Consider the following 19,219-nt stretch of genomic DNA (forward strand, 5'->3'; position numbering starts at 1 on the left):
GGCCGGGGCCGTTCAGGAAGGGTTCGGCGCCAGGGCTTCCGCAATGAGTTCGATGGGGTTTTTAAAGACCGTTTCCGCCTCGGCCTGGTGCAGGGAGTTGTTGATCTGCATCCGGCAGGCCGAGCACTCCGCGGAGACGACCTGGGCGCCGCTGGCTTTGATCATCGCCGCTTTTGGCTTGCCCGCCGCTTCGGCGAAGTGGTACTTCTCCGTCTGCATCGTCACCCCGCCGAAACCGCAGCAGGCGTTCGGGTCGCTCATCTCTTTGATGGCGTAGCTCTGGCCGATCAGTTTGCGCGGCTCCTGGTAAACCCCCTGCATTTTGCGGGCATGGCAGGGGTCGTGGTAGGTGACGGTGAGATCGCGCCGTCCCCTGGAAGCGAGCAGTTCGGAGAGGTGCGTCTTCTGCTCCAGCCACTCCGTCGCCATAAAGACCTTGTGTTTGAGCTTCTGTGCCCTCGCTTTCCACTCAGGCTGGTCGTGGAAGAAGTGCTCGTAGTCGATCTTGATCATCGCCGAACAGGTCGCTTCGGGGATGATGATCGCCTCGACCTCGTCGATGAAGCTCTCGAAGTACTCGATGTTCTTCTTCGCATTGTGGTCGACGGTCGCGAAATCCCCCGTGAAATAGGCGGGCGCCCCACAACAGAGCTGTTTTTTGGGGATGAACGCGTCGATCTCCAGCACTTCGAGGATCTCCATCAGCGATTTGCCGATGCCGGTGTAGTTGTAGTTGGCCAGACAGCCGATGAAGATGGCGACTTTGCGCTTGCCGCCATTGTCCGTCATCTCAGGGTAGGAGTTCAGGAAAGACTTTTTGCCCATGGAGGGCAGCAGGCGTTCTTTCTTGATGAGAGGCAGGGAGAAGCGCGGCTGCATGGAGGAGGTCTGTTCTTTGATCTTGAACCCGCAGGTCTGGAAAGCGTACCCGGACTTCATGAAGAAATCCATCAGGCGGCGGTGGCGCAACAGGAAGAAGAAGGCCTTCTTGAACCAGGCGATGCCGAACTTGTCGGCGATGTCGGCGCGCACCTGCTCGATGACCATATCGGTGGGCAGGGATTTGGGACAGACGTCGGTACAGTTGGTACAGAGGAAGCAACTCTCGAAGATATCCTTGGCCGTCTTGTCCAGCTCCAGCTGGCCGCGCTCGTAGGCGCCGAGCAGGTCGATGAAACCGCGGGGGCTCGTGACCTCGTCCGCGTTGACGTTGTGGATCGTACAGACGGGGATACACTTCCCGCACTTGATGCACGCATCAGAGGTGGCCGTAAAATTGAAAATCTCTTCCGTATACCGTTTAGTCATGGCGCAATTTTAGCGAATGTTTTTCAATTCGTTTATATTTTTGATCATTAATACGAATCAGACAGTTTTCGAAAAAGTCTTCTTGCTGCCGGCATGTTTTTTCATGTAGGCATCGAAGGCCATCGCGATGTTGCGGATGAGCAGCGTGCCCGTCGGGGAGCACTCGATCTTCTCCGGCGCGATCTCGAGCAGCTCTTCGTGGACCATCGGCTGCAGCTCATCAAGGGCATCGGCGAAGTACTCGTCGAACTTCACGCCGAACTTCGTCTCGAAGCGGTTGATGTCGAGCTTGAAGTTGCTCATCAGCTCCATGATGACGTGCTGGCGGATCAGGTCATCGGCGCTGTGGGTGACACCGCGCTCGAAGGGCAGCTGCCCCGCGTCGATCGCCGCTTCGTAAGAGGGCATATCTTTGAAGTTCTGTGCGTAGTAGTCCACGCCCTCGCCGATGGAGGTGAGACCGACGCCGACGAGGTCCGCCCCGCCTTTGGTCGTATAGCCCTGGAAGTTGCGGTGCAGCTCCCCCTTCTCTATCGCCTTGAAGAGCTCGTCCTCGGGCTTGGCAAAGTGGTCCATCCCGATCATCCGGTAGCCGTTGTTCTCCATAAAATCAATCGTCTGCTGCATGATGGAGAGCTTTTCGTCCGGCCGGGGCAGGGTCGTCTCGTCGATCTTGCGCATCGTCTTTTTCAGCCACGGCACGTGAGCGTAGTTGAAGACGGCGAAACGGTCGGGGTTCAGCGTCACGGCGAGCTTCAGCGTCTCCATGAAGGTCGCCAGCGTCTGGTGCGGCAGACCGTAAATAAGGTCGACGTTGACGCTGACCATATTGTATTTACGCGCCAGGTCCATCGCCTTTTTCGTGATGTCGTAGGGCTGGACCCGGTGTACCGCTTCTTGCACTTTCTCGTTGAAGTCCTGGATACCGAAGCTTACCCGGTTGAACCCGGCATCGCTCATCACCTTCATCTGCGCCTCGTCGATGTGGCGCGGGTCGATCTCGCAGCTCACCTCCGCGTCGGCGGCGAAATTGGGGAAGTGGCTCTTGATGGCGGAGATGATCTCATCGAGCTGTTCGGCGCTGAAGAAGGTCGGCGTCCCTCCGCCGAAGTGCAGCTGGATCACCTCCCGTGATGTATCGAGGTGCTGGGAGAGAATATCCATCTCGCGCTTCAGGTAGTCGATGTAACGGATCTTTTTATCCTCCTTGGAGGTAAAGACGACGTTGCAGCCGCAGAAGTAGCAGGCGTTACGGCAGAAAGGCAGATGGAAATAAAGCGAAAGGGGGCGGTTTTTGTCCTGCCCCTTCAGCTTTTCGAGGTAGGTCTCGTATGCGAAATCGGTACTGAACTCCAGGGCTGTCGGGTAACTCGTGTAGCGCGGTCCCGGTCTGGAATATTTGGTGAATTTTGCGAAATCAAGCATGCTCTGTCCCATCAAGGAAAATTAAGATGCTATTATGCCCGCAAGGGGCTTGCGGGGGGATAAAACAGGCCTTAGTAGGCGATCTTGAACTGGAGGCTGAACTCCTGCCCCGGCGTCGTAGAGGCGGTCTTAAGATTCCCCTGCTTGTACTCCAGCTTACTGTCGAGCAGGTTTTTGGCCTTGAACTTGACCGAATAGATCAAGTCGCTGTCTTTGAAGAAGTAGTTGTTCAGTTTCCACTGGGTGACGAAATCGAGCTTCGCAAAAGGCTGCTCGTAGACGTCTTTGTTCTTTTCCGTCCCCAGCGAGACGATGCGCTCACCGATCTGGTTGAACAGGAAAAGCGCACTGTCGCCGGTATCCGCGTTATCGTAACCGAATGTCAGGTTCACGACATAGGGCGACTGCCCCTGCATCGCACGCTTCTTGGAGGTCAGCGTATTGATGTAACTGTAAAACGGATCGGTCGCATCGGTTTTGGGGAGCTTGATCTCTGATTGGATCAGCGCCACGTTCGTCGCGAAAAGCAGGTTGCTCAGCGAATCGCTGACGAAACCGAACCGTTTGCGCAGGTCGACCTCGACGCCGTAACTCGTCGCCGAGTCGGCGTTGATGTACGTCTCCAGGAAGGTATTGTCCTGGGAGTCATCGCGCTTGATGACCTTTTCGATCGGGTTGTCGAACATCTTCGCAAAGAGCGCCATCGAGAACATCTCGTCCGCTTCCATATACCACTCGTACTTGAGGTCGTAGTGGTCGATATAGGTCGCGTTCAGGCCCGGGTTACCGAAGACGATGTTCTCCGTCACCGGGTCCTTGTAACGGCTGTTACTGAACTCCCGGAAGTCCGGACGGCTGATGCTCTTGGCGTAGGCAAAGCGCAGCTGCATCGCGTCGTTGTCGAAACGGTAGGTTGCCCCCAGGCTCGGGAAAAGGTCCGAGGTCTCCAGCGGCGCGTAGCTTGCCGCCGCGTCAAAGAGCTGCTGCGACGAATCCTCCTGGCGGACCGAGGCGACGATGTCGAAGTCGTGCGTGACAGAGAGCAGCTGCTTCAGGTAGAAGGCCGTCACGTCCTGGGTCGCCCGGTAGGAGTCCGTCAGGCGGTAGGAGGCGGAGAAATCCAGGTCGTTGGCGTACTTCTGGTAGATCGTGTCCATATCTTCGGGCATATCGCTGAAGTTGGAGCTGAGCATCTTGAAGCGGCGGCTGTCGAAGTCGCGCTCTTTCGAATAGACGAACACCCCCGCCTTCGTATAGTTCTCGTTCCCGTTAAACTCGAACGGCAGCGTGAAGTCGCCGCGGACATTGTCGACCGTATCGTTGAGGATAAAGTAGTAGTACCAGTTTTTGCGGTCCCAGTTGAGCCCGGAGGTCTGGTGCAGATAGTTGTACTCCACCGTCCCCGGCTCGTCGCGGTACGCTTCCGCCGTCTCGTAGGCCCAGTCGATTTTGAGGTTGTCAAAATAGCCGTCCGTGCCGCTGCCGAACCGCAGTTCGTTGCTGCCGCTGATCTGGTGCATCGTCAGGCCCGTCTCGACATACTCGTAGTAGGTCTTTTCGCGGTCCTCGCTGCTTCCGGTGTAATCGACGGAGGAGAGCGTCGTTTTGTCGCTGGTCTGCATCGTCGCAAAAAAGGTGTACTTGAACTTCTGGTTCTCCAGGTAGTTCACGCCGAGATTGACCATCCCTGAGAGCTCTTCTTTGAAGGTCGTCACATCCGCCGTCGTATGGTTGTCGTGGTAGATCGAACCCGTATTGATATCGTAGAAGAACTTGTTGTACTCGGTCTTGTCGTTATCGGACGTATTCTTGTAATAGACCGTCCCGGAGGCACCGACGGAGAGGTCGTCGTTGAAGGCATAGCTCTTCCCGGCCGCGACTTCAAGCTTGCCGCCCGGCGGCAGTGTCGTCGATTCACGGTTCAGCGAACGGCTGTGCAGCACATCCTGCGTCACGGCCCAGCCACCGACGTTGTTTCCGCCGCTCAGCGCGCTGGAGGGGAGCGGAACGCTGTTGTCGCCGTTGGTCGTCGCCTTGTTGCCCGTATTGCTGTTCATGATCGCTTCGACGGCGATAGAGGCGTACCCTTCGTCGCCCGCCGGGATATCCTTGCTCTTGATCAGGACCGTACCGCCGCCGAAAGAGGCCGGCAGATCCCCGGTATAGGACTTCTGGATCGTGATGCTCTCGACGACGGAGGTCGGGAAGATATCAAGCGGGACGACCCGCTTCGTCGGTTCCGGCGACGGCACGTGCAGATCATTGAGCATGACCGTCGAGTAGCGGTCCCCGAGTCCGCGGACATAGACATATTTCCCGCCGACGATCGTGATACCGCTGACACGTTTCAGGGCTGCGGCGACACTGCTGTCACCGCTTTTGGAAAACTGTTCGGAGCCCAGGACGTTCCCGACCGCGTCGCTGTTGCGCTCTTCGGTGATCGCGGCGGCGACCGAACCTTCGATATGCGGCGCCAGGACGATGAACTCTTCCAGCTCCATCGCCGCGGGACTCAGCTCGACCGTGCGGCTGACCATCTCTTTGGGCAGTACCGTCACCTTGACGTTCTGGGAGGAGAAGCTCGTGTGGATGATGGAGAGTGTCCGGTTCCCCTCCGGCAGGTCGATGACGACATGGCCCTGTGCATCGGAGACGGCATTGATTTTGATCCCCGGTACGAAGACGCGGGCGCCTACGACCGGTTTCTCATCTTCGGATGAGAGCAGCGTCAGTGCCACGGTCCCGTTGACCTTGACCACGTCCTGCTTCGCATCGCTCTGCGTCACATTCCCTTCCGGCGCTTCGACATCCGCAAACTGCAGCGTTTTGTCCGATTTCAGCGACAGAATGATCTGGGTCTGTTTGTCGGAGGCGATGACAAAATTCTTCTTGACGAAGGCCTGCGGCGCGCCGTTCTCCGTTGCCAGAAGCTGCAGCTGGTAGTTCCCCTCCGGGAGGGTCGTTCCCAGATACCCCTGGGCATCCGTCGTAAACGTCATCGTTTCAGGCTTGGCCGCTGCCGCTTCTGCCGCGGAAAGGTTCATGATCAAGACCTCCTGCGTCGGCAGCGGTTTGCCGTCTTTCAGCACGTAAAGCGCCAGTTCGCCGCCTGCGGCGAAGAGGCTCATTGTCAGCAGTGAAACCAGAAAAAGTATACGCGTCATTGCTGGCACTCCCATATATTATTTTTGCATTTTTCCATCTTCTTGCGCAGTTCGACGGCCTTGGCGAAGAGCTCAGGCTGAGAGAGCGTCTCGAGCAGCGCTTCCGTCTGCTCGAACTCCCCCTCCATGTAGTAGGCGTACGCCAATGCGTAACGCATGCCCTCCTCTTCCATCAGGCCGCTGCGCGCCATCGCCTTGCGGGTGACGATGATACGTTCATAGTCCCCGTACTCCAGGAAGATCGCGATGCGCTGCTTGTACTTCTCTTTCGTGTCGAGCATCTGCGTGTTCTTGAGCAGCGCCATCACGTAGTCGCGGGCGCGGCGGTACATCTCCGCCGACTCGTTGGTGTACTTCCCGTCCTCGATGGAGGCCTCGTTAAAGAGCTCCGCCGCGGCACCGATCATCTCTTTGTCGATGTAAAGGTGCGCCAGCATCACCGTCACTTTGGCGCTGCTCGGGTAGCGCAGGTTCGCCTCCTCGCCCAGTTCGATCGCCTTCTCCGTCTGGCCGCTCTGGCGCAGGGCGTTGATGAAGTTGATCAGGATCGTCTCGTTCGCCTTCGCGTTTTTCAAGTAGACCTGCGCATCATCAAGCGCCGCCTGGAAAAGCCCCAGGGAGACGAGGTAGTAGAAGCGCTGTTTGTAGGCGTCCCAATACGCCGGGAAACGACTGTTCACATCCCGCAGGACCGCCAGCGCCGCGTCCTTGTCGCCTTCGCGCCAGAAACACTCCGCCTTGAGGCCGAAGAGTTTCGGGTTCTGCGCCATAAGGTCGGGGACCTTGTCCAGCGCCGCGATACACCCTTTGTACTCTTTCAGCTTGAAGCTGTTCTGGGCGATGTAGAGGTAGAGCGGTTTGGACGCGTTCGTATCCTCGTTCAGTTCGATAGACTTGTAAAAGTGGACGTTGGCCTCTTTGTAAAAGCTCTTTTTCGTCTCTACCAGCCCCTTGAGCATGTAATAGCGCGGCAGGTCGAGCTCTGTGTCGTTGAGATCGACCATGTTCAGCGCATCGTTGGCACGCTCGACGTGACCGTCGCGCAGCATCATCGCGCCCAGTTCGACATAGTCGACATCATCGGTTTTTGCCGCCAGCTGGACGGAGAGAGCCCCGACCAATGCCGCTATAATCCAAAAACGTTTCATCGGTTCTCCTCCTTAATTGAGGTCGAAGCGGATCTTCTGCTTCGCCCATACTTTGACCGGCTGACCCTGGTACTGCGCCGGCTTGAATTCCCAGGTTTTGACGGCCGCAACGGCGACATCGTCAAAGGTGTCGGCCGGATCGCTCTCAAGCACTTTGACCTTTTCGACACGCCCCTGCTTGTCGATAAGCAGGTTCATCAGGACATACCCCGTGACGCCCATTTTGCGCGCCTTCTTCGGATACTCGATCGGCGTGCGGCGGGAGGGCTGCGGCGCCTGGTCGACCGTATCGTCGGTCATGACCATATCGTTGCCGACGTCGCCCAGCAGCGCATCGTCGCTGAGCAGATCATCGGCCTGGAAAGCTTCCAGGCCCGTGTCGAGGCCCGAGAGCTGCGAACTGAGATTCGGCGTCGGCGCGCTGCGCTTCGGCTTCACCTTTTTCGGCTTCGGCTTCGGTTTAGGCTTGGGCTTCGGTTTGGGCTTGGCAACCTGCTGCATATCGAACTGCGCCGAAGCCATCTTCTTCTTCGGCGGCTCCGTCCACCCCTCGTTGTTCATCTCGATCACGACGATAAAGACGAAAAAGAGGCCGAAGACACTCCACAGGAGGGCCAGCGCATGTTTTTTCAGCGGGGAAGCGTTGCGCACCTTATCCGACCTCTTTGTTCGTGGCGACCGCAACATCCTTCGCGCCGGAGAGGCGGCACTGGTCGACGACTTCGATCAGTTTCTCCACCGCGATCGTGTCATCGGTCACGACCAGGACGGACTTCTCCGTCGAGGTGCGCAGCATGTCGCGCAGTTTGCTCTGCAACGCCCAGACCTTGATGGGCTGGTTGTCGATGTAGGCCTGCGCCTGGTTGTCGAGGTAGACCTTGATCACCTTGCTCGATGCCCGCGTCGCCGAAGAGGCTCCCGGACGTTCAAGGTCGAGCTTCATGTCTTTGACAAAGGTCGTACTGACCATGAAAAAGATCAGCAGAATAAATACCATGTCGATCAGCGGCGAAATATCGACGGCCTGATCCAGCTCTTTTTTCTGTCTAAAACGCATTTACTTTCCTTCTTCTTCCGAACAGACGATGTCCTTGATCTGTTCCAGTTCGAGTTCCATGATCTTCGAGCGGCGGTCGATCAGACGGCCGACGACCAGACCCGGTACGGCGACGACGAGCCCCAGCTGCGTCGTAAACAGCGCCTGGGAGATCCCCCCGGCGATCCCGCCGCCCTGGCTGTAGAGCGTCATGCTCCCGAGCGAATCGAAGGTCTCGATCATCCCGGCTACCGTTCCCAGCAGACCGATCAGCGGTGAGACCATGACGATGGTGTTGACGGTTTTGCGGTACTTTTTGAGCTCCTGATAATAGGGAAAGAACGCATCCTCGATCAGTTCGCGCCCGATCGTGCCGCGGTACCCCTCGTTGACGATCTGCAGGGCGTCAACGATCGCGCCGTCGATGAGCCCCCGGGGCACTTCGCGCTTCCCGGAGTCGAACTTGCGGATCAGAACCCGCACGCTCTTTTGCGACCCGCGCTTGATTGCGTGGAAGCGGTAGCCCAGCGCGTACCACAAAACGATGACCAGCACGAACAGCGGCCACATGACAAAGCCGCCGCTCTGCATGTAGACCAGAAACTGATCGAAAAGGTTATGGAGTGCCGGTTGCATTATTTCTGCTTGTTATACTCGTTGATCAGGTGCAGCGCGGACTGCTCCATACCGTCTTTGATGCGCTCCGCCCAGCCGTTGAGCATGTTGCCCAGCAGCAGCAGCGGGATCGCCACGATCAGACCCAGTTCCGTTGTGACCAGTGCGATCGAGATCCCGCCGGAGAGCAGTTTCGGATCGCCCGTACCGAACTCGGTGATGATGTCAAAGGTCGCGATCATACCGGTCACGGTACCCAGCAGACCCAGCAGCGGCGCGACGGCGGCGACGACCATGATGGCCGAGCCGTAACGGTCGAGACGTTCGCTCTCGTGCATGATCGCCTCGGCAACGATATCTTCGACGTGTTCGCGGTCGCGGTCGAGGTTACGCACCGTCGCCTTCATAACGCGGGCCGCCGCCCCTTTGCGGGTTTTGAGGAAGTTCAGGGTCGCTTCAACGCCCTTGGACTGCAGCTCGACCAGCGTCTCTTTCGCTACCGGCAGCGTCTTGGACGCGGCACCGCTGAGGAAGAAACCGCGCAGGACGACAAGCAGGAGTGCGAACAGGCCCATCACGACGATGACCCAGCCGATGATACCGCCGGACTCAATGACGTCCATAACGCCCTTGTCCGCCTTGTCCTCAACCTCTTTGGAGACGTTCTCATAGACAAAGATCTCCAGGGATGCCGGCATCTGACCTGCAGCCAGCGCCGTTGCCGTCGCCGCGGACGCCGGTGCGTCCCACAGTTTCAGCTTATCGCCGCCGGCCGGGACCAGGACACCTGAAACGCCTTCGGCAACGCCGTAGGTCGCGATGTTACCGACCTTGACGAGCTTGCCTTTCTGCTCCGTACCGTCTTTGAGGTAGAAGCTCCCCTCGGTGACGTTGACAGAAGAGAGATCACGGCTGAGCTTCAGCGTCTCTGCGAAGAGCTGGTTCAGTGTCGCCGGGTAATCGTTCTTGTCGATGGCAAGCTTGATGCCGTACGGTGCGAGGGAAGATTGTCCCTGCAGGGCGACGGATTCAAGCAGCGCCGTATCGTCGCTAATGTTCTCCGCGTTCTGCTGTGAGCGGAAAAGCTGTTCGCCGAGGCGGTCGGATGTCTGGGTCTTGACCAGAACATCATTCTGCAGAGATGCGATCTCTTTTTTCGCAGAAGAGATACGTGCCGCATCCTCTTTTTTCACCTGGGAAAGGCGCTGCTGCAGCATCTCTTTCTGGGCTTTCAGGAACGCAAACTCTTTGGCATAGGCGCGCTGCAGTTCTGTCTCTGTCGCGGCGGAGAGGGAAAGTACCGCCATCATCAGGATAAGGACAATACGTTTCATTATTTCACCTCCGTCGTCGCAATGGCATTCGGCAGGGTAAAGTAGCCGGTGCGGATCTGTTTGTGCATCGCGTCAAAGAGCGCGATAATCTGCTCTTGCTCCGCCTTGTTCACGGACTCTTTGTAGTACCAGCCGCTGGCGTCCTTCGCCACATAGCCGACACGATCGTCTGGCGTCATGAAGTACATCATGACGGTGCCCAGGCGCGCGATCTCGGCAAGACGGTCTTCGCCGTCAAGCTTGATCGTCTGTTTGAAAAGGCCGTTCTCCTTGGTCATGCGCACTTCGTCCGCGTAACTGTTCCAGACCTGCGCCAGCGCTTTCTGCGGCGTGATAAGCCCCTCGTTCATCTGCGACTCGATACGTGCCACATCGTCAAGGCGCTCCGCTGTTTTAAAAGGAAGTTCGGAAGCGATCTGCGTTTTGAGCTCGGCGATGGCGGCAACAACGACGGGCTTGATCCCCTCGCTGTTTTTGCTCGCCGCGGCGATCTGCTGACGGACCTTGGCGATCTCCTGCTCGATCTGCTTGATCTTCAGGTTCTCGCGTCCGATCGTCGCATCAAGTTCGTTCTTTTCGATGACGAGCGAACGCATTGTCGCTTTCGTGTCATCTTTTTCTTCCTGAATCTGCGTGTTCAGTTGTTCGACTTCGGCGCGCAGCTTCATCAGCGATGACGCCATGTTTTCTTCGGTACTTGCTGCGAGTGTTGTCGCTGCAATGAGCGAACCGGCCAGCCAGAGTTTTATCGTATTCGGTACCATACATACCCCACATAAAAAAGATAGGCGAAGGGTACAGTTTTTGTGTTACGCTACCGTCACCGAAAGATTACATAACGGAAACATTTTTGGGTGTCAAAGGGGAGGAAGACCGGGGAAACCCCGGTCGGGGGGAGAGAGAAGGTTACTGTTCCAGCGGATCGTTGGTGCCGGCTTTACCTTTCCAGACGTCAGCTTCGGTCACACCGAGGCATGATGTGTTGTCATCGACGTTGAGGTAGGCTGCGTCAACCGCTGCAAGACCTGTCGTACCGACGTTTGTTACAAAGTAGGCGTATGCCGTGTTGGCCGTTGCGTCCTTTGAGTTCGTGTCAGAGTACGTCGTTGCGTCTGTCAGTGCCACGTTCGTGTCTTTGAAACAGACGTTGCTCGTGATATGCTTCGCACCTGTCAGATAAGCATCCTCGCCGCGGAAGAAGATCAGCTCAGTGTCAACCGTTTTGTCGCTGACGAACTTGACGTTGTCCCAAATGAAGCCGGCATCGTACTTGTTGTAGAAACCGCCGCCTTTGATGTACGCTGTATAGTTGATGATAGTCGGCTGTGTCGCGTTCGTGTCATCCGTTGTGATCGTGTTGTTATCGTTACCGAACTCCATACCTGAAGAGTCGTGGTTGTTCGTGCTGTCGACAAAGACCTGCTTGACCAGGACGTTCTGGATCGTACCGCGGTAACCGAGGTCCGTGTCGACAGAGTCGTCCTGGGCGTTGTAGACATAGAGACCGTTGATATCGACTGTACCACCCCAGATCTCCAGACCGTCATCCAGACCGCCGATGATCGCAATATGATTGAGGATCGTACCCGAACCGACACCGGCCAGGGAGAGACCGTTGAGCTCTTTGTCTTTCTCGACTTCGTAACCGCTGTGCTTGACAGCAACATACTCCAGGTGACCGGAAGACTGTGTGTTGTCACAAGCGACCGTTACACCGCCGTCACAACCGAAGGCGACCGTTTCGTCCGCTTCGTAGTGTGCGACACCGTAGTGTGTGTAAGCGTTACCGGCAAGGATAAGACCACCCCATTCGCCCGCAGCGTTGTCATGGGAGTTGCCGTCGACATCCTTCTTGGAGGTGAAGACGATCGGCTCAGCCTGCGTACCGATGGCGATCATCTGCGCGCCCGGCTCGACGACCATGAAAGAGTTCGGCGTAACACCGGCCAATGTCGTACCCGCAGGGATCGTCAGCACCGCCGGTGCTTTGACGTTAACCTTGCCGTCGATTGCATATTTGACTGTTTTGTCAAGCGTCATGTCGCTTGTGATCTCGCTCGGAAGCGCCGTATAGATAACCGGCGGAGTCTCCAGCGGATCCAGAGAGCCTTCAGAACCTTTCCAGATTGTCGCTTCATCGGCACCCGTACAGACCGTATCCATTGTCGTCGTGTTCGCGTCAACATAGATCGTGCCGGCACCCGCATAGAGCTTGTTCGTTACAAAGTATGCATAGGCAGTATCTGCCGTCGCATCTTTGGAGTTGAGGTTTGTATACGTGCTGTTGTCATCCAGTGTGAGCGCCGTATCTTTGAAACAGACCGGACCGTCGATGTGTTTTGCACCCGTCGTATAAGCATCCTGGCCACGGAAGTGAACCTGCGCTTCGTCCGCCGTCTTGTCGCTGATGAACTTGACGTTGTTCCATTTGAAACCGGCGTCATACTTGTTGTAGAAACCGCCGCCTTTGACGTAAGCCGTATAGTTGATGATGTTCGGCTGTGTCGCATTTGAATCGTCTGTCACGATCGTGTTGTTATCGTTACCGAACTCCATACCTGCAGAGTCGTGGTCGTTCGTGCTGTCGACGTTGACCTGCTGAACGAGGACGTTCTGGATCGTACCGCGGTAGCCGAGGTCCGTGTCAACGGAGTCGTCGTTGGCGTTGTAGACATAGAGACCGTCGATATTGACCGTACCGCCCCAGATCTCCAGACCGTCATCCAGACCGCCGATGATCGCGATGTTTTTCAGGATTGTTCCCGAACCGACACCCGCGAGGGAGAGACCGTTAAGCTCTTTGTCTTTCTCGACTTCGTAACCCGTGTGGACGACACGGACATACTCGAGGTGACCGGAAGACTGCGTATTGTTACAAGGAACCGTTACGTCGTCACAACCGAAAGCAACCGTTTCGTCCGCTTCGTAGTGTGCGACACCGTAGTGTGTATAAGCGTTACCCGCAAGGATAAGACCGCCCCATTCGCCCGCAGCGTTCTGGCTGGAGAGTCCCTGAACAAATTTCTGGGAAGTAAACGTAATCGGTGCCGCTTCCGTACCGACAGCTTCAAGCTGGGAACCCGGCTCGACAACCATAAAGGATGCCGGAGCACAACCCGCTACCGTTGTACCGGCAGGGATCGTCAGAACAGCGTTGTTCGTAACGTTAACCTTGCCTTCCAGACCGTAGGTCAGTGCGCTGTCCAGGGTCATGTCTGCGTCGATGACGGCCGGCAGGACCACATCGATGACAGAAGCGTCACAGACGGCAGTCGTACCGCCGCCACCGCCACCGCCGCCACCGCAGCCTGTAAAGGAGAGTACTGCAGCAGCTGCTGCGCTCAGGGCAATTGTCGAAGTTTTATAAAAATTCGCCATACATTTACTCCAAAGTTGAAAAGTTGCCGGAAGTGTAGGATGCTTGTGTTACGGACGCCATACAGCAGTGAAACAGGATGATTACAACGGATTGATCTCTCCGTAATATATATGTAACCCAAGCGTAATATCCTTTCTATACTGTTCTGACTTCAAATACTATCTATAAGGTATGCTGGTATGAAAGCAACTATCGCCGTCGTCGAGGATGATACGGATCTTCTTGAACTCCTGGAGTACAGGCTGGGGAAAGAGGGCTTCGACGTTGTCGGTTTCACCAATACGAAAAACGTGAAGCAGGTCCTGACCGAGGAACCGGTCGACCTGATCATCATGGACCGTAACCTTCCCGATGTCGAGGGGAGCGAATATATCGCGATGCTGCGCTACCAGGGTCTGAAAACCCCGGTCATCTTTCTCTCGGCCAAAGACAGCAGTGCCCAGGTCCAGGAAGGATTCCTGCGGGGCGGTGACGACTATATCACCAAACCGTTTGAAATCGATGAGCTGATCCTGCGGATCAAAGCCGTGCTGCGGCGTACCCGCGGCGAAGAGGAGGAGCAGGTCGTCACCTACCGCGACATCGAACTGCACCTGCATTCGCGCGAAGCCTTCATCAGCGGGATGCCCGTTGAACTGACCAAGCTGGAGTTCAACCTGCTGCGTACCTTCATCGAGAACCGCACCACCGTGCTGCGGCGCGACTACCTGCTCAAAAGCGTCTGGGGGAAAAGCGACAGCTACCAGGGGCGTACGGTCAACGTCGCCATCAACCGCCTCAAAGAGAAGATCGACCCGGACAAGAGCAAAGACTACATCAAAACCGTCCGCGGCATCGGCTACATGATCCGCTAATCGGTGCGCCCGCACCGCAAACAACGACAAAAAAATCAAAAAATATTTTTAGACAAGAAGTGAAACGAAAGGTAGCGCGGTTCAACTGCGCGCGCCCTGGAAGCAGTACCCTCCGGGTATGAGCTCTCTGCTGAAGATGCAGCGCAGCGGAATTTCGCAACGCCGTGAGGACAAACACAGCGTTAGCGTAGGTAATTCGGGCTTAGCCCGTATACCGTCAAGAAAAAGGTGATCAACCGAACTTGCCGCTGATGTACTCCTGGGTCAGTTTTTCCGCCGGGGTGACGAACATCTCGTCGGTCTTGTTCAGCTCGATCAGTTCGCCCAGGTACATAAAGCCCGTATAGTCGCTGACGCGGGCGGCCTGCTGCATGTTGTGGGTAACGATGATGATCGTCACGCGGTCGCGCAGCTCCATCACCAGCTTTTCGATCCCCTGGGTGGAGATGGGGTCGAGGGCCGAGGTCGGTTCGTCAAAGAGCAGGACATCCGGCTCGACGGCGATGGCGCGGGCGATGCAGAGGCGCTGCTGCTGGCCGCCGGAGAGGCCGTTCGCGTCATGCTTGAGACGGTCTTTTACCTCGTCCCAGATCGCGGCGTCGCGCAGCGCCTTCTCGACACGGTCGGCAAGTTCCGTTTTGTTTTTCAGTCCCTGCAGGCGCATGCCGTAGGCGATATTGTCGAAGATGCTCATCGGGAAAGCCGTCGGCTTCTGGAAGATCATCCCGATCTTGATACGAAGGTTGATCAGATCCTCCTTGCTCTCGACGATATTGCGCCCTTCGAACATGATCTTGCCGTCATACGCGTTCCCCGGGTAGAGGTCGTGCATCCGGTTAAAGGAGCGCAGCAGCGTCGTCTTCCCGCATCCGGAAGGTCCGATCAGGGCCGTGACTGAGTTTTTCGCGATCGGCATAGAGATGTTTTTGAGGTTCGGTGACGTGGCACCGGCATAGGTGAAACTGAAATTGTTGACTTCGATCGCCTTCTCGGACGGAATGTCGATAACGGTCGCCATAGGCTATCTCCCTTTTTTCTTGAGTAGGATCAGACGGCCCAGAATGTTGAGGCCGAGAATAAACATCGAGAGGATGAACGCCGCAGCCCATCCCATCTTCTGCCAGTCCTCGTAGGGGCTGGTAGCATAGTTGAACATCGTCACGGTCAGCGACGCCATCGGTTCACTGAGATCGTAGTTGAGGAAGTTGTCATTGAACGAGGTGAAGAGCAGCGGCGCCGTCTCTCCCCCCACACGGGCGATCCCCAACAGGACGCCGGTCAGCACCCCCGCCTTCGCGCCGCGGTAGACGACCTGCATGATCACCTTGTATTTGGGAGCCCCCAGTGCAAAGGCCGCTTCGCGCAGGGTCGAGGGAACAAGCTGGAGCATATCATCGGTGGTGCGCAGGATGATCGGGATCATGATGATCGCCAGCGCGATGACGCCGGCCCAGCCGCTGAAGTGCCCCATCGGCAACACGACAATCGCGTAGACAAAGGAGCCGATAACGATACTCGGCGCACTCATCATAATGTCGGAGATATCGCGGATGACCTCGGCAAGCTTCGACTTCTGGCCGTACTCACTGAGGTAGGTCCCTGCCAGGATCCCCAGGGGCACCCCGACGACGGTCGCAACGCCGACCAGGATGAGCTGACCGATCAGCGCCTGCCGCAGCCCGCTCTCCTCATAGCCCGGAGGGGCCCCTTCGAAGACGAAGATGTTCCAGTTGATCGCATCGATGCCGTTGGCGACGAGGACGTAGAGTATCCAGAAGAGAAACCCTATGCCCACGAGGGCCGAAAGGCTGGAGAGCCCCAGCACGATTTTATTGATAAGCAGCCGTTTTTGAATCGCGGTCATTTTACCTTCCTTGTACGGCGCAAAAAGTAGAACTTGGACATCGCAATGATGACGAAGCTCATCACCATCAGGATCAGCGCCAATCCGAAGAGGCTTGAGAAGTAGAGGTCCGTATCCGCCTCGGTGAATTCGTTGGCCAGGGTGACGGGAATCGACGTCGCCGGCGCGGTGATGTCGAGGGAGATCTTGTGCACGTTCCCCATGACGAAGGTGACGGCCATCGTCTCGCCGACAGCGCGCCCGAGGGCCAGGATCAGCGAGCCGATGATCCCCGCTTTCGCATAGGGGATGACGACATCCTTGATGACGTCCCACTTCGTCGCGCCGAGGGCGTAAGCCGACTCTTTGAGGATGTCGGGCGTGGTATTCATCGCGTCGCGGGTCACCGCCGCCATGAACGGCAGGATCATGATCGCGAGAATGATCCCCGCGGTGAGCATCCCAATGCCCAGACCTCCGAAAATATCACGGATAATCGGCACGAAATAGAAAAGCCCCCACATCCCGTAGATGACCGAGGGGATCGCCGCCAGCAGCTCGATGGAGACGCCGACGGGGGATTTCAGTTTGGCCGGAGCAATCTCGCTCAGGAAGATCGCCACCCCGATGGCGACCGGCACGGCAAAAAGCATCGCCAGGAAGGTCGAGATCACCGAACCGGCGATCGCGGCGAACCCGCCGAATTTCTCCAGGTTCGGTGCCCACTTGTCCCCCAGGACGAAATCGAAGCCAAAAGCAGCGAACGCTTCGGTGGAGTGCTGGAAAAGCACGGTAAAGATCCAGGCGACGAGCAGCAGTATGGCCACGGCAATAATGCGGGTCGCGTTTGCAAACAGTTTGTCAATCAGAAGTGTCAAACTTTCTTCTCTCTTCATAGGGTTTGTAGGCCCTTAATATAGTGGGCGCAATGGTAAGTCACAAATGTTACAGAATAATTACGACGGGGGTAAAAAGACCGGGGAAAAGGCCGTCACTCCTCCAGGGGTCCCCCCGCCGGAAGTGCGCTGTCCGTCGGCTTCTGCAGCAGGGGAGTGATGCCGAAACCAAACGAGGAGCCCTCTCCCTCCACGCTGCTGATCTGAAGTTTCGTGCCGTGCAGTGCCAGGATATAGCTGACGATGGAGAGCCCCAACCCCATCGAATTGTCCCAGGTATTCTTTTCGACGCGGTAGAACTTGCTGCTGATGCGCTCGATCTCCTTGGCGGCGATCCCGATCCCGCGGTCGTGTACCCAGAGTGTCCCCTCATTGATCTCAAGGAGCACGGCCGATTCGGAGTACTTCATGGCATTGTCAAGCAGATTGGTGACGACCAGGTCGATCATCGTGCGGTCCGCTTCGACGAAGATGGATTCACAGGAAACCTCCAGCGTACGGTCCGTGTACTTTTTCGTAATGTTGTTCGCACACTCCGTTGCCAGATCACAGAGGTCAAACCGGCTGTATGAAGGGGCCAGGTCGTTGTTCTCGAGTTTGACGGAGAGCGACAGGCGGTCAAGCATCGTCGAGATCTTCTGGGCGTTTGCCGTGATCTTCTGCAAGAAGCGCTGGCGGATCCGGCCGTCGATCTCCGGATCGTCGTAGAGGGTCTCCGCATAGCCGACGATCGAGGCGATCGGGTTTTTGAATTCGTGGCTGATCGCGGAGAGAATATCGTTGCGCTGCTTGTTGATCAGGCGCAGACGCGCCGTGTACTTGCGCTTCTGACGCTCGCGCTTGGCCAGTTTTTTGACGAGGTTTTTGAGCAGCAGCGAGATCTGCAGGAACTCGGTGAAGTAGCGGGGTTTCACCACCGCCTTGTAGTTCTTGTCGCTGATCTCTTCGAGATAGGCCGAGAGCTGGGCGATGTCGTAACGGATCTTGCGGCTCATCCGTATGGCGAGGTAGACCACGACGAGCAGCAGCAGCCCCAGCACGGTTGCGAGCCGGAAGAGCAGCGTGTAGAAGTCGTCGAGTACCTTCTGAAGGCTGACCGCAAGACGGAGCGTATAGGTGCTGCCCTGCCAGACGATACGCTTTGCCACATAGAGAAAATCGATGCCGATCGTATGGGAGAAACGGACGGCCTGGCCGTACTCGCCCTTGGCCGCCGCCATCACCTCTTCGCGGTTGGCGTGGTTTTCCATCTCTTCACGGTTCGCATCGCTCTCCGCCGCCACGGTGCCGTCGACGGCAATGACGGTGATACGCTTCCCGATCTGCGGCGCCGTCTCCGCAATATAGCGGTCCATGTTCGTGACATACTGCAGGGTCGACTCTATCAGTCCGATCTCCTGCTTGAGACGTACCTCGTAGTCGCTGATAACGGACTCTTTGAGGGTAAAGTAGCCCACAAAGGAGGCGATAAGCCCCATCAGCGTGAAGATGCCGAGAAATTGGAGGATAAAGGAGTGGTGGATCTTCAGCAAAGTGTGTACCCTACTCCGCGTACCGTTTTGATGTACTCTTTGCTTTTGTCAGGGTCGATCTTCTCTTTGAGGCGGTTGATGGCGACATTGACGGTGCGGTCCTGGTACACCTCATCGCCCCCCCAGACGTGCTCCAGCAGGTAATCCCGGTCGAGCACGACGTTCTGGTTTGAGATAAGCGTATGCAGCAGATCGAATTCGAGCTTGGTCAGCGCGATGGGCGTCCCCTCTATGGTCACCTCACGCGAAGCGAGGTTGAGCAGGATGTCCCGATAGGCGACGACACCTTCGGAAGGGCTGCCCTTGGTCCGGCGGAGTATCGCGTTGATGCGCAGCAGAAGCTCTTTCATATTAAAAGGCTTCGTCATATAGTCATCCCCGCCGCGCAGGAATCCCTCTTCGATCTCGCTCTCTTTGTTCTTGGCGCTGAGATAGATGACGGGGGTCTGGACCCCCTCCTTGCGCAGTGAAGCGATAAACTCGCTCCCCTCCGCCCCGGGAAGGTTCCGGTCCATGATCATCAGATCGACGGACTCCTCGTCGAGCACGCGGCGGACGTTCTTCGTGTTCAAGAAACCGATCGTCTCGAAGCCCTCTTTTTCCAGGTTGTACTCGATGAGTTCGAGCAGATCCTCTTCATCTTCAACGATGACTATCGTCGTATGCATTGCGTTTCCCACTCCCT

The 19,219-nt window shown here is 56.9% G+C and carries 16 protein-coding genes; 1 reads left to right on the forward strand and 15 read right to left on the reverse strand.

Annotated features, from left to right (window positions below; translation table 11 throughout):
- Window positions 1-12: 12 nt before the first annotated feature.
- The 10 genes from LOH54_RS10065 to LOH54_RS10110 all read right to left on the reverse strand — a co-directional run bounded on the left by LOH54_RS10065 (window position 13) and on the right by LOH54_RS10110 (window position 13,408).
- The gene (locus LOH54_RS10065) at window positions 13-1,308 is read right to left on the reverse strand and encodes a (Fe-S)-binding protein (RefSeq protein ID WP_231018921.1); all 1,296 of its coding nucleotides are present in this window, start codon (window positions 1,306-1,308) and stop codon (window positions 13-15) included.
- Between the two features lie 57 nt (window positions 1,309-1,365).
- Window positions 1,366-2,733, reverse strand: coding sequence for an oxygen-independent coproporphyrinogen III oxidase (hemN, locus tag LOH54_RS10070; RefSeq protein WP_231018922.1), 1,368 nt, complete (start codon window positions 2,731-2,733; stop codon window positions 1,366-1,368).
- A 71-nt stretch (window positions 2,734-2,804) separates the two neighbouring features.
- Window positions 2,805-5,897, reverse strand: a complete 3,093-nt coding sequence (locus tag LOH54_RS10075; RefSeq protein ID WP_231018923.1) for a carboxypeptidase-like regulatory domain-containing protein — start codon at window positions 5,895-5,897, stop codon at window positions 2,805-2,807.
- Window positions 5,894-7,045 (reverse strand): tetratricopeptide repeat protein, encoded by a 1,152-nt coding sequence (locus tag LOH54_RS10080; protein WP_231018924.1) that lies wholly within the window; start codon window positions 7,043-7,045, stop codon window positions 5,894-5,896. The genes LOH54_RS10075 and LOH54_RS10080 overlap by 4 nt, the downstream gene beginning before the upstream one ends.
- A 12-nt stretch (window positions 7,046-7,057) precedes the next feature.
- A complete protein-coding gene (locus LOH54_RS10085; RefSeq protein WP_231018925.1) occupies window positions 7,058-7,696 on the reverse strand; it encodes an energy transducer TonB in 639 nt (212 codons plus the stop codon).
- Between the two features lies 1 nt (window position 7,697).
- Window positions 7,698-8,102 (reverse strand): ExbD/TolR family protein, encoded by a 405-nt coding sequence (locus LOH54_RS10090; protein WP_231018928.1) that lies wholly within the window; start codon window positions 8,100-8,102, stop codon window positions 7,698-7,700.
- Entirely contained in the window at window positions 8,103-8,717 is a 615-nt protein-coding gene (locus tag LOH54_RS10095; RefSeq protein ID WP_231018929.1) for a MotA/TolQ/ExbB proton channel family protein, read from the reverse strand.
- A complete protein-coding gene (locus LOH54_RS10100) occupies window positions 8,717-10,030 on the reverse strand; it encodes a MotA/TolQ/ExbB proton channel family protein (protein ID WP_231018930.1) in 1,314 nt (437 codons plus the stop codon). The genes LOH54_RS10095 and LOH54_RS10100 overlap by 1 nt, the downstream gene beginning before the upstream one ends.
- Window positions 10,030-10,794: a DUF3450 family protein gene (locus tag LOH54_RS10105; RefSeq protein WP_231018931.1), complete on the reverse strand. Its 765-nt coding sequence runs from the start codon at window positions 10,792-10,794 to the stop codon at window positions 10,030-10,032. The genes LOH54_RS10100 and LOH54_RS10105 overlap by 1 nt, the downstream gene beginning before the upstream one ends.
- A 142-nt stretch (window positions 10,795-10,936) precedes the next feature.
- Entirely contained in the window at window positions 10,937-13,408 is a 2,472-nt protein-coding gene (locus LOH54_RS10110; RefSeq protein ID WP_231018932.1) for a beta-helix domain-containing protein, read from the reverse strand.
- Between the two features lie 180 nt (window positions 13,409-13,588).
- Between LOH54_RS10110 and LOH54_RS10115 the strand changes: the two genes are divergently transcribed.
- Entirely contained in the window at window positions 13,589-14,263 is a 675-nt protein-coding gene (locus LOH54_RS10115) for a response regulator transcription factor (RefSeq protein WP_231018933.1), read from the forward strand.
- Window positions 14,264-14,495: 232 nt separating this feature from the next.
- Here the strand turns inward: LOH54_RS10115 and pstB are convergent, their stop codons facing one another.
- The 5 genes from pstB to LOH54_RS10140 all read right to left on the reverse strand — a co-directional run bounded on the left by pstB (window position 14,496) and on the right by LOH54_RS10140 (window position 19,202).
- The gene (gene pstB, locus LOH54_RS10120; protein ID WP_231018934.1) at window positions 14,496-15,281 is read right to left on the reverse strand and encodes a phosphate ABC transporter ATP-binding protein PstB; all 786 of its coding nucleotides are present in this window, start codon (window positions 15,279-15,281) and stop codon (window positions 14,496-14,498) included.
- Between the two features lie 3 nt (window positions 15,282-15,284).
- Window positions 15,285-16,127 carry a phosphate ABC transporter permease PstA gene (gene pstA / locus LOH54_RS10125; RefSeq protein ID WP_231018936.1) on the reverse strand — a complete coding sequence of 281 codons (843 nt, stop codon included), beginning with the start codon at window positions 16,125-16,127 and terminating at the stop codon, window positions 15,285-15,287.
- Window positions 16,124-16,984, reverse strand: a complete 861-nt coding sequence (gene pstC, locus LOH54_RS10130; RefSeq protein ID WP_231018937.1) for a phosphate ABC transporter permease subunit PstC — start codon at window positions 16,982-16,984, stop codon at window positions 16,124-16,126. The genes pstA and pstC overlap by 4 nt, the downstream gene beginning before the upstream one ends.
- 113 nt (window positions 16,985-17,097) lie before the next feature.
- Window positions 17,098-18,534, reverse strand: coding sequence for a sensor histidine kinase (locus tag LOH54_RS10135; protein ID WP_231018938.1), 1,437 nt, complete (start codon window positions 18,532-18,534; stop codon window positions 17,098-17,100).
- Entirely contained in the window at window positions 18,528-19,202 is a 675-nt protein-coding gene (locus LOH54_RS10140; protein WP_231018939.1) for a response regulator transcription factor, read from the reverse strand. The genes LOH54_RS10135 and LOH54_RS10140 overlap by 7 nt, the downstream gene beginning before the upstream one ends.
- Window positions 19,203-19,219 lie beyond the last annotated feature (17 nt).

Origin of the sequence: Sulfurimonas sp. HSL-3221 (genome assembly GCF_021044585.1) — a bacterium.
GTDB classification, from domain to species: domain Bacteria; phylum Campylobacterota; class Campylobacteria; order Campylobacterales; family Sulfurimonadaceae; genus Thiomicrolovo; species Thiomicrolovo sulfuroxydans.

Coding starts and splice junctions, on each gene's coding strand:
- LOH54_RS10065 (WP_231018921.1), bottom strand. CDS start 1,308: ATGACTAAACGGTATACGGAAGAGATTTTCAATTTTACGGCCACCTCT.
- hemN (WP_231018922.1), bottom strand. CDS start 2,733: ATGCTTGATTTCGCAAAATTCACCAAATATTCCAGACCGGGACCGCGC.
- LOH54_RS10075 (WP_231018923.1), bottom strand. CDS start 5,897: ATGACGCGTATACTTTTTCTGGTTTCACTGCTGACAATGAGCCTCTTC.
- LOH54_RS10080 (WP_231018924.1), bottom strand. CDS start 7,045: ATGAAACGTTTTTGGATTATAGCGGCATTGGTCGGGGCTCTCTCCGTC.
- LOH54_RS10090 (WP_231018928.1), bottom strand. CDS start 8,102: ATGCGTTTTAGACAGAAAAAAGAGCTGGATCAGGCCGTCGATATTTCG.
- LOH54_RS10095 (WP_231018929.1), bottom strand. CDS start 8,717: ATGCAACCGGCACTCCATAACCTTTTCGATCAGTTTCTGGTCTACATG.
- LOH54_RS10100 (WP_231018930.1), bottom strand. CDS start 10,030: ATGAAACGTATTGTCCTTATCCTGATGATGGCGGTACTTTCCCTCTCC.
- LOH54_RS10105 (WP_231018931.1), bottom strand. CDS start 10,794: ATGGTACCGAATACGATAAAACTCTGGCTGGCCGGTTCGCTCATTGCA.
- LOH54_RS10110 (WP_231018932.1), bottom strand. CDS start 13,408: ATGGCGAATTTTTATAAAACTTCGACAATTGCCCTGAGCGCAGCAGCT.
- LOH54_RS10115 (WP_231018933.1), top strand. CDS start 13,589: ATGAAAGCAACTATCGCCGTCGTCGAGGATGATACGGATCTTCTTGAA.
- pstB (WP_231018934.1), bottom strand. CDS start 15,281: ATGGCGACCGTTATCGACATTCCGTCCGAGAAGGCGATCGAAGTCAAC.
- pstA (WP_231018936.1), bottom strand. CDS start 16,127: ATGACCGCGATTCAAAAACGGCTGCTTATCAATAAAATCGTGCTGGGG.
- LOH54_RS10140 (WP_231018939.1), bottom strand. CDS start 19,202: ATGCATACGACGATAGTCATCGTTGAAGATGAAGAGGATCTGCTCGAA.